Here is a 10,153-nt window from a genome sequence, read left to right as displayed (position 1 = left end):
GGCCAAACCGTGAGGGAAGTAAGCGCCGACTTCTTCGATCCCAAATTCCAGATCTAATCCAACGTCTTCGAGACTTCCAAGAATCATCTCTGCGTTGGCCCCAGGCGGTATCTTGCACTGAAAACTTCTGGTGATTTTGCCGACATCGTGGATCCCNCCAAGAACACGGCCAATGCTCGGACTTCAGAAACCTCAAGCCTTTCTGTTGTAGCCAATGATTGCTTAATTGAATCCGCAACAAACGTGTCCCACAAACGTGAAGCAACATCCCGGGTATCTACAAGGTGCTGCCACACCGACAAATAACCCGACTCATCCCCAGGTTTAGCCCACGCTAGCGATGCTGGACCGAGAAAGCTTTCACCTACCATAACAATCAACTTACCTCAGATCCGCAACTCAAGGATTACTATTAAAAACTTTCAAATTTAAGTCTACTACAGAGCGGCGGTACGATGTGCATGTTGCAATGACTCCCGCAGTTGTCGGGATGAGCCAAGTAAGCCTTGAGTTGATAACTTGGCAGCAACTTCTTACCCGCGCAAGCGGGTTTTTCAGTTCACTCATGTCTTCAATTTAAACGGAGACGATGACACGCGAGTCGAGAAGTCGCACACAAGTTCCATAGCAGTTGCTAACGCAATGAATCTACCTCGCCCAAACATCTTCCTCAGCAATGCCGAGTTCCACTTGCTCACGAAGAATCAACTCAAACGCCGTGGTCGTGCTCTGGGAAAGCTTAGAGCAAGTCTCTGTCTCACTTTTGTGTAAAGCTCACGCCATATACGGATTGGCATTTGAGAGCATTCACTAACCACGAAATAGGCAAGGTGAGCGAAAGCCCCAAACTACGCAGCTTATGCTGTCGCTGCTATGGAGGACCTAGATTCCATAAGACCTCGGAAAGCGGGGCGTCTGCGTTTACACCAGCCCTGGATCAAAAATCAGCCCACAACAGTCGAAGCCGAAATAGTCGGGATAGGTCAGCCTCTAAGGACAGCCGAATATCCCTTAAATTCCTTTCTGCTAAGCCAGCACTTGGCGCAGCGGCGCCTCCGCCAGCTCCTCAACCATCCACGGGCTGAAGGCAAACGGGGTGGCCTCGGCGGCGCGGATGAGCTCGGCGGGTTCGACCCACTCGTAGGAGTCGACCTCATCTGGGTTAGGCTGCGGCTCTACTCTGGGCGCGAGCTCCACGAGGAAGACCGGGCAAATCTCGTGTTCGACGATGCCAGAGGAATCCACCGCGCGGTAGGAAAAGTCCGGCAGCACTTCGCGGACCTCGGAGATCGCAAGGCCAAGCTCAAAGTGGGCACGGCGGATGACTGCAGCGGCGTTCTCCTCGCCTGGGGCGGGGTGACCGCAGAAAGCGTTAGTCCACACGCCCGGCCACGTCTTCTTGCTCAACGCACGGCGAGTGACCAGAACCTTGCCTTCACGCAGTACCCACGCAGAAAACGCGAAGTGGAGCGGGGTATCCGTGGTGTGAACGGCCGCTTTATCAGCTGTTCCGGCTGGTAGTCCGTCGGAACCGGCGAGGACTACGAGTTCTGTCATAGGTTAAGGTCTCCCACGTAAGTAACGTTTCCGATGGTAAAGCGGGCGTTCCACAGGTTGCCCGGGGCCACGTTGAAGCGGTACTGCAAGTTGGTGGAAGCACCGGCGCCCAGCGGAAGGTCCAGCCCAGGGGCGGCAACATCGGGGTTGGTCGCGGCGTCGTAAGGCAGCAGCTCAATCTTGGACCAGCCACCATTGCCGTCAGCGCGCTCAAGGACGGGATCCTCGAAAGCATCAACAGGTAGGGCCTGGTCATTGAGGTTGTGCAGCTTGATGGTCACCACAGATCCCCGCACGGAGTCGGAATAGACGCCTTGCAGCTCCCACTCGACGTTGAGCCCATCGTCCTTAACTTTGGCGCCGAGATCCGAGGTAATTTCCTTGTTGTCTACGTCTTTGGGCTCGTACGGAGGCTCTTCAGAGCTGGAAACCACGATGTTTTCGCCCAAACCAGTATCCTCTGGCTGCAGAATGGCGCAGCCCGAAGTGATGGTGCTGATTGCAGCCAAGCCGGCAATCATTTTCAGAGACCTTTTCACCACGAATTCCTCTTTGCTGTGGGACAAAACAAACTTTCCTCAATACCTTAACGCAGACAGCTCCATTCCCCGCGATCACGGCTCTACAAACAAAGCACAGCTATGCCTTTTCTTGTCACTGACTATGCCGCTATCTGCTTGGAGTGGCATACTGTCCGTTTGCATGAAAGTTAGGCCGTGCGGCCTTGCCTCCTACCGAATTGAGCTAAACCCCGTGAATTCCATTCTGCGCATCACTCGCAGTGCCTCCGCACTGTGGCCCTTCTACGTAGGTGTCCTCTTCACCGCCACCATCACTGCGGTGTTGTCGCTTGTCTCGCCGTTCCTGGTTCGCGAAGCCACCGACACCATCGTTGACTCGCTGGGCAGTGGGACGCCGGCTGGCGACGCCCTGCGTACCGTCATGTGGCTGGTCATCGCCCTGTTTGCCGCGGACGCGATTGGCAATCTCGTCAGGAACGTCGGCGGTTACATCGGCGACGTCATGGTCGCCCGCCTGCGCCAGATCCTGTCCACGCGCTACTTTGCCAAGCTGCTCTCCGTGCCCCAGGGCTACTACGACAACCAGGTCACCGGCACCCTAATTGCGCGTTTGGACCGCTCGATCTCCAATATCACGCAGTTTGTGCAGTCCTTCTCCAATAACTTCTTCACGATGCTCATCGAGGCCATCGCCGTCCTCGTCATCATGGGTTTCTACTACTGGCCGCTAGCGATCCTGCTCGCCGCCCTCTTCCCCATCTACATGTGGCTGACTGCGCTGACCTCCACGCGCTGGCAGAAGTACGAGGGCAAAAAGAACGCCGACATCGACGAGGCCAATGGCCGCTTCGCTGAGGTCATCGGCCAGGTCAAGGTCACCAAGTCCTTCGTGGCCGAGGTCCGCGAACTCGACTACTTTGGCAAGCTCTACCGCCGCATCGTGGACACCACCAAGCCGCAGTCGCGCTGGTGGCACTCCATGGACACCGTCCGCGGCGTGGCCATGGCCCTTATCTTCCTGGGCATTTACGGCATCGTTTTCTGGCGCACGCTGGAAGGTCACTTCAGCATCGGTGACATGGTCATGATCCTGCAGCTGGTCAACCTAGCCAAGCAGCCGGTGTTCATGATGAGCTGGATCGTTGATACCGCACAGCGCGCCATCGCCGGCTCCAAGGACTATTTCAAGGTCATGGAGGAAGAGTTCGAGCCCACCGCCAACCAAGGCCTCATCGACGCCACCACGGCTTCCGACGCCCCGGCGCTCGACCTCACCCCGGTTGCCCCGCTGGAGCCCACCCCGGGCGAGCCAATCTTTGCCTTCAACGACGTCTCCTTTGCTTATGAGGAGGACAAACCGGTGGTGGACCACATCTCCTTCTCTGCGGAGGAAGGCCACAAGGTGGCGCTCGTGGGCGAGTCGGGCGGCGGCAAGTCCACTCTGGTCAACCTGCTGCTGGGCCTGTACCAGCCATCCGAGGGGCAGCTCAGCGTCTTGGGCCACGCCGTCGACGAGCTCACCGCAGCGCGCCTGCGCGCCTCGGTGGGTGTGGTCTTCCAGGAGTCCTACCTGTTCTCGGGCTCTATTCGTGACAACATCGCCTACGGCAAGCCGGGTGCCACCGACCAGGAGATAATCGACGTCGCCAAGCGTGCCAATGCCCACGATTTCATCCAGGCCTTCCCCCAAGGCTACGACACCGTCATCGGCGAACGCGGTCTCAAGCTTTCCGGCGGCCAGAAGCAGCGCGTGGCGGTGGCGCGCGCGATGCTCAAGGACGCCCCTATCCTGGTCCTCGACGAGGCCACCTCCGCGCTGGATACCAAGGCCGAGCGCGCCGTGCAGGCAGGACTGGATGAGCTGATGAAGGACCGCACCACGCTCATCATCGCCCACCGCCTGTCCACCATCGCGGACGTCGATACCATCATCACCCTCGATCACGGCCGCATCGACGAGATTGGCTCCCCCGCCGAGCTTGCCCAGTCCGGCGGCATCTACGCGGAGCTGCTGCGCCTTACCCAGTCCAGCTCCCGTGCCGACCGCGAACGCCTGAAGAAGTACGGCTTCGTGGAGCCAGGCCATGACGAGCAGGACTACGAGGATAGCAGCCAAGAATAAATTTCCCAGCCCCTTTTTCAGCCTGCACGCTAGGGTTGGGAGCATGCAGTTTCCAAGCCTTGAAGAGTTGAAAGCCCGCGGTACCCGCAAGTGGACGGTGTACGGCGAAGACGTCCTCCCACTGTGGATCGCCGAATCCGACTTTGACACCGCCCCCGCAGTCAAGCAGGTCTTGGAAAAGGCCCTGAAGAAACAGACATTCGGCTACACCCCAGCCCCCAAATCCTCTGGCCTCAACGAAGCGCTGGCTGACTTCTACGATTCCCGCTACGGCTGGCGCCCTAACCCGAAGCAGATCTTCTGGATCGGCGATGTCGTCCGCGGCCTCCTAGTGGGTCTGCAGTACTTCACCCGCCCGGGCTCTGCCGTCGTAGTGCCGGTCCCTTCCTACCCGCCGCTGCTGGAGCTGCCGGAGACCGCCGGCCGCGAGAAGATTGAGACCTCCCTGGAGCTCGACGATATTGAGCGCGCATTCCAGGCAGGTGCCGGGTCTATTCTCCTTTCGAACCCGTACAACCCGCTGGGCATCGTGTTCGACGAGGAGTACCTGACCGCACTCGTCGCCTTGGCTGAGAAGTACGACGCACGCATTCTCTCCGACGAGATCCATGCTCCCCTAGTCTTCAATGGCAAGCACATTCCGGTTGCCTCCCTAGGCGAGGCCGGTGCACGCCGCGCTCTTACCGTGACCGCCACGTCCAAGGCATGGAACACCGCGGGCCTCAAGTGCGCGCAGATCATCTTCTCCAACGCCGACGACGTCGCAACGTGGAACTCCCTGACCGGTGTGGCCAAGGACGGAACCGGCACCCTCGGAGTCTTGGCGGCCGAGGCCGCCTACCGCGATCAGGAGTTCCTGGATGAAGAGCTGGAGTACCTGCGCGAGACCCGTGACTGGCTCGTTGAAGAACTACCGAAGCGCGTGCCAGGGCTCAAGTCCAGCCAGCCGGACGCCACCTACCTGCTGTGGCTCGACTTCCGCGAGACCGCCATCGGGGACAATCCACAGCCGGCGAAGTGGCTGCGTGAGCATGCCAAGGTGGCCTTCAACGAGGGCGAAACCTTCGGCACTGGAGGCTCGCATCACGCGCGTCTGAACTTCGCCACGTCCCGCGAGATCCTCGAGGAAGCACTCAACCGCCTCGAGAATGCTTTCGAGCGATAATTAGAAATTTGCCTTTACTTCCCATCACCGATTAACGTCGTGTGAGAAACTCATCCCAAGGATTGAGACAAACGAGGAAGATAATGACAACACAAACAGATACCGCCGCGAGCCCGGTTACTGGCTCCAACACGAAGCCCACGATGACCATCATCGTGGCTTCGCTCATGCTCTTTTCCATGTTCTTCGGCGCTGGAAACCTGATTTTCCCGCCGATGGTGGGCGTCGCTTCCGGCACCAACTTCTGGCCTGCCATTCTGGGATTCCTCGCCGCAGGCGTCTTGTTGCCAGTCCTAGCCGTGGTGGCAGTGTCCATCTCCGGCCAGTCCGTGCGCGATATCGGCAACTACGGCGGCAAGTTCTTCGGCGTTGTCTTTTCCGCCATGGCATACCTTGCTATCGGCGCTTTCTACGCTTTGCCGCGCACCGGTGCGGTTTCCATGGAGACCGCCATCACCCCGCTGTTTGGCTGGGAAGGCTTCGGCGCCAACGTCACCTACAACATCATCTTCTTCCTTATCGCCCTTGCTTTGTCTTGGAAGCCCAACAGCATCATCGACACCCTGGGCAAGTTCCTGACCCCTGCACTGGTCATCCTGCTGCTTGTGCTCATCACTTTGGCCACGTTTGGCGCTGAACGCGTCCCGGCCGCCCCCACCGAAGATTACACCTCCGCACCAATGGTCACCGGCCTGTTTGAGGGTTACAACACCATGGATGCCATCGCAGGTTTGGCGTTCTCCATCGTCATTGTCTCCTCCCTACAGTCCAAGGGTTTCAAAGCCGGCAAGCAGGTCATCAGCGGCACCATCACCGCGGCCGTCATCGCCGGTGGCCTCCTCGCCTGTATCTACCTGGGCCTGGGCTGGATCGGCCAGACCATCCAGGATGGACAGTCTTATGAGTCCGGCGCAACACTGCTTGCCGACGCCGCGAACTCCACCATGGGCGGCGTGGGCCAGGCGGTATTCTCCGCGATTGTCATCCTCGCCTGCATGACCACCGCCGTGGGCTTGATTACTGCAACCTCTGAGTTCTTTGCTCAGCTGGTCCCTAAGACCACCTACCACTTCTGGGCCGTAGTCTTCACCCTGCTTTCTATCGCCTTCGCATTCCAGGGCCTCGAGACAGTGCTTTCTATCGCGGTTCCATTCATCATCTTCCTCTACCCACCAGCTATCACACTCATCGCTTTGACCCTTATCCAGCCGGTGGTCAAGAACGCCGTGGCCTTCCGCTGGGCCTTCCTGCTTGCACTGTGGACCTCCGTGGTCTGGTCTGCGCTGACGGTGCTGGCAAACCAGGGCTGGCTGGCTGCTGCCGAGCCGCTACTGAACGCCTCCCCAGGCCAGTCCGTCGACTTGGGCTGGTTCGTTCCAACCGCCGTTGCGGCGCTCATCGGCGTTGCCATCGACTTCGCTCAGCGAAAGAATTAGAGAGAAATAAATGGTGCTGGCGTAGCGTTGGAAGACGAGAACGAACTCGCACATCAATGCCAACTAAGGACCTATTTCAGTGACGGAACACGCCAAGCTATCAATCCTCGACTTTTGCACCATTTACGAGGGCGAGACCGCCTCACAGTCCATGGCCAGGTCCGTGGAGCTAGCCCAAGAAGCCGAAAAGCTGGGCTACTCCCGCATCTGGTACACCGAGCACCACAACATGCCGAACATCACTTCGTCATCCCCGGCGGTGCTCATTTCCCACATCGGCGCTAAGACCAACACCATCCGCCTGGGAGCAGGTGGCGTCATGCTGCCCAACCACTCCCCTTATGTCATCGCCGAGCAGTTCGGCACGCTAGCTGAGCTCTACCCCAATCGCATCGACTTGGGCCTCGGCCGTGCGCCCGGCACCGACATGCACACCCTCGGCCGCGCCCTGCGCCGCGATGCCCACGCCGCTGAGCGCTTCCCGGAAGACGTCCGCGAGCTGCAAGGTTACTTCTCCGGCAAGTCCGTCGTCCCAGGCGTCCAGGCCATCCCCGGAGTAAACACCCACGTGCCGCTCTACATTCTGGGCTCTTCTATGTTCGGCGCATCCCTAGCAGCGAAATATGGCCTGCCTTATGCCTTCGCTTCCCACTTCGCGCCGACCCACCTGGAGTCCGCCACGGCGTACTACCGCACCAACTTCCAGCCTTCTGAGGCACTCAGCGAGCCTTATGTCATTGCCGGCGTTAACGTCCTGGCCGCCGACACCAAGGAGGCTGCCGACGCCGAATACGAGAAGGTCTGCTTCAACCGCGTCAAGGCATTTGCCGGCCGCGGCAAGCACCTCACCGACCAGCAGGTCGAGCAGATCGTCAACTCCCACCAAGGCCAGCAAATTCTTGACATGCTGCAGTACAGCGCAGTGGGCACCACCGATGAGGTCCACGAGTACCTCGAGGGCTTCCAGAAAAAGGCTCAGGCGGACGAGCTCATGATTTCTCTGCAGTCCACCACGCACGACAACGTGCTCCACAACATGGACCTTCTGGCGAAGGCTTGGGATCTGCACTAGAAATCCTGCACTAGGACTTCTCCACCACCACCTGTACGGCAGCTGGACTACTTTCAAAATAGGGAAAACACATAACTTCCATGTGATTAAAACCTTAGATTTAACTTGATTAGCATTTCCATTGTTCAGTAACGAAGGAGGACGCATGGCAGTGCGCGAGGTGCAGCAGCACAAAAAGATCGCAGATTACCTTCGGGCCCTCATCAAGGAAGAAGAGATCAAGGCGGGAGAATTTTTCCCGAGCGAAGCAGAGCTGTGCTCGAAGTTTGATTCCTCCCGCGGTCCAGTGCGCCAAGCAATCGCAACTCTGCGTGCAGAGGGATTAGTCAGCTCCGGACGCGGACGCCGCTCAGTAGTTCTGGGCCGATTCAACTCGGAAGACTTTGCTTCCATCCTTTCCATTTCCCACTGGCTCGAAAGCCGCGGCCTTGATGCAGGACAAAAGACTCTGTGGACCGCCCGTCGCCCTGCCCCCAAGGATGCTGCAAGGTACCTGCGCCTCCCGGAGGATGAGCAGATCGTCTTCGTCCATCGCATCCGCACCACCCTCGGCACCTCATTCGCCATCGAGCGCATGTACTTCCCCCTTGACGTGGGCAAATACATCCTCGATTTCGATGCAGACTCCGGTTCCATCCACAGCCACCTTTTTGAAAAGGGTGTCGATTACGACAATGCCCACCGGCTTCTCACTCTCGTTTATGCCTCTGACGAGGACGCGCAGGCTCTTGCCTGCGAGCCCGGTGCACCCCTATGGCGCGTCCAGCTCGAGCTGTCTGACCGCACCGGCCGTCCGGTGGAATACGCAGAGAACCTCTTCCTCGCAGACCGCATGCAGCTCGGTATCACTAATGTTCGCGGCACAACGTCGCCACTCGAGGTCATGCTGACTGATTAGATTTCGCGCAACCCACCCCCACCGATTAACCTGCTTTCATGCAGAAAGTACACCTAGCGCGCATGGCCTGCGCGCTAGTTCTCGGGGCGTCGCTAAGCGCCTGCTCAGCTGGCCACACCGCGGTCAAAGAAACCACCAGTGATTCGCTGACTATCGCCACAACCGGCGCCGCCACCTCTCTCGATTTCACCAATGTAGGCGGCGCGGCCATTCCCGCTGCACTCATGAGCAACGTATACGAGACCCTCGTACGTATTGAGGGCGATGAGATAGTCCCCGGACTTGCCGAGAACTGGGACACCGAAGGCACCACCTACACCTTCCACTTGCGCAAAGGCATCAAGTTCAGCAACGGTGACGCCTTCACCGCTGAGACCGCCGCATACTCCATCAACAACGTGAAAGAGAACTGGACCAACGGCATCGCCAAGCAGATGGCGGTAGTTGACTCCGCCACCGCAATCGACGAGCACACCCTCAAGGTGAAACTGTCCAAGCATTCCAACGGCTGGCTGTGGTCCATGGGCACCGCCATCGGCGCGATGATGACCCCCACCGCCACGGACCTTGCCACCACCCCGGTGGGCACGGGCCCGTTCACGCTCGCAGGCTTTACCCCTGGCGAGTTCATCTCCCTGACCCCCAACCGTGACTACTGGGGGAAGGTCCCGCAGGAAGACGTGACCATTCAGTACTTCCCTGACGCTGTCTCCTCCGTGAACTCGCTGAAGTCCGGCGGCGTCGACGTGGTGTGGGCAATGCAGAACCCGGAGCTCCTCGATGACTTGGGCTCCGACATCCGCACCACGGTAGGCACCACCAACGGCGAGGTCTTGCTGTCCATGAACAACAACGCCGCGCCTTTCGACGACCCTCGCGTGCGCCAGGCCGTGGCCTACGGCGTGGATCGCGATGCCGCCAACCAGGTCCTGTGGGGCGGCATGGCCCAGGACACCGGCGGTGCACCGGTCCCACCGACAGACCCTTGGTCTAGCGATAAGGACTACTACCGATTCGACCCCGAGCGCGCGAAAAAGCTCCTCGCCGAGGCCGGTGCCGTGGGAGCCCCCGTCACCATCACCGCGCCGACCCTGCCTTATGCCCAGCGCGTCTCAGAGCTGCTCTACTCCCAGCTAACCGAGATCGGTTTCGACGTCACCCTCGAGTCCGCCGAGTTCCCCGCCGTGTGGCTGGGCCAGGTCATGGGCGCCAAGGATTACCAGATGTCGTTGGTCTCCCACGTGGAGCCGCGCGACATCCCCACGCTCTTTGGCAGCCCAGACTACTACCTGGGCTATGACTCGCAGAAGGCCCGCGACCTGCTCGCGGCTGCCGACGCCGCCCCCGAGGAGCAATACCCCAAGCTCATGGGCGAGGCAGTG

At 59.4% G+C, this 10,153-nt stretch carries 9 protein-coding genes; 6 read left to right on the top strand and 3 right to left on the bottom strand.

Annotated elements, in window-relative coordinates; genetic code table 11:
• Positions 1 to 83: 83 nt before the first annotated feature.
• From HMPREF0308_RS14420 to HMPREF0308_RS02560, 3 genes are all read right to left on the bottom strand, one after another.
• The gene (locus HMPREF0308_RS14420) at positions 84 to 371 is read right to left on the bottom strand and encodes an HD domain-containing protein (protein WP_169305106.1); all 288 of its coding nucleotides are present in this window, start codon (positions 369 to 371) and stop codon (positions 84 to 86) included.
• Positions 372 to 1,026: 655 nt separating this feature from the next.
• Entirely contained in the window at positions 1,027 to 1,557 is a 531-nt protein-coding gene (idi, locus tag HMPREF0308_RS02565; protein ID WP_005528364.1) for an isopentenyl-diphosphate Delta-isomerase, read from the bottom strand.
• Positions 1,554 to 2,078: a hypothetical protein gene (locus HMPREF0308_RS02560; RefSeq protein ID WP_034656754.1), complete on the bottom strand. Its 525-nt coding sequence runs from the start codon at positions 2,076 to 2,078 to the stop codon at positions 1,554 to 1,556. The genes idi and HMPREF0308_RS02560 overlap by 4 nt, the downstream gene beginning before the upstream one ends.
• A gap of 232 nt (positions 2,079 to 2,310) precedes the next feature.
• Between HMPREF0308_RS02560 and HMPREF0308_RS02555 the strand changes: the two genes are divergently transcribed.
• The 6 genes from HMPREF0308_RS02555 to HMPREF0308_RS02530 all read left to right on the top strand — a co-directional run.
• Positions 2,311 to 4,200, top strand: coding sequence for an ABC transporter ATP-binding protein (locus HMPREF0308_RS02555; RefSeq protein ID WP_034656910.1), 1,890 nt, complete (start codon positions 2,311 to 2,313; stop codon positions 4,198 to 4,200).
• A 43-nt stretch (positions 4,201 to 4,243) separates the two neighbouring features.
• Positions 4,244 to 5,365 carry a MalY/PatB family protein gene (locus HMPREF0308_RS02550; RefSeq protein WP_005528361.1) on the top strand — a complete coding sequence of 374 codons (1,122 nt, stop codon included), beginning with the start codon at positions 4,244 to 4,246 and terminating at the stop codon, positions 5,363 to 5,365.
• 83 nt (positions 5,366 to 5,448) lie between these two features.
• Positions 5,449 to 6,801: a branched-chain amino acid transport system II carrier protein gene (gene brnQ / locus HMPREF0308_RS02545; protein ID WP_005528359.1), complete on the top strand. Its 1,353-nt coding sequence runs from the start codon at positions 5,449 to 5,451 to the stop codon at positions 6,799 to 6,801.
• Positions 6,802 to 6,880: 79 nt separating this feature from the next.
• Positions 6,881 to 7,873, top strand: coding sequence for an LLM class flavin-dependent oxidoreductase (locus HMPREF0308_RS02540; protein WP_005528357.1), 993 nt, complete (start codon positions 6,881 to 6,883; stop codon positions 7,871 to 7,873).
• A 145-nt stretch (positions 7,874 to 8,018) separates the two neighbouring features.
• Complete coding sequence (locus HMPREF0308_RS02535; RefSeq protein ID WP_005528356.1) at positions 8,019 to 8,771, top strand: GntR family transcriptional regulator; 753 nt, start codon at positions 8,019 to 8,021, stop codon at positions 8,769 to 8,771.
• 38 nt (positions 8,772 to 8,809) lie between these two features.
• On the top strand, positions 8,810 to 10,153 hold a 1,344-nt coding region (locus HMPREF0308_RS02530), incomplete at its 3' end, for an ABC transporter substrate-binding protein (protein WP_005528354.1).

The sequence above is a fragment of the Corynebacterium striatum ATCC 6940 genome, from assembly GCF_000159135.1.
GTDB classification, from domain to species: domain Bacteria; phylum Actinomycetota; class Actinomycetes; order Mycobacteriales; family Mycobacteriaceae; genus Corynebacterium; species Corynebacterium striatum.
This window is presented reverse-complemented; position numbering and strand designations above follow the sequence as displayed.

What these genes read in the sequence shown, in the direction of transcription:
- idi (WP_005528364.1), bottom strand. Translation starts at nt 1,557, where the DNA reads ATGACAGAACTCGTAGTCCTCGCCGGTTCCGACGGACTACCAGCCGGA.
- HMPREF0308_RS02560 (WP_034656754.1), bottom strand. Translation starts at nt 2,078, where the DNA reads ATGATTGCCGGCTTGGCTGCAATCAGCACCATCACTTCGGGCTGCGCC.
- HMPREF0308_RS02550 (WP_005528361.1), top strand. Translation starts at nt 4,244, where the DNA reads ATGCAGTTTCCAAGCCTTGAAGAGTTGAAAGCCCGCGGTACCCGCAAG.
- brnQ (WP_005528359.1), top strand. Translation starts at nt 5,449, where the DNA reads ATGACAACACAAACAGATACCGCCGCGAGCCCGGTTACTGGCTCCAAC.
- HMPREF0308_RS02535 (WP_005528356.1), top strand. Translation starts at nt 8,019, where the DNA reads ATGGCAGTGCGCGAGGTGCAGCAGCACAAAAAGATCGCAGATTACCTT.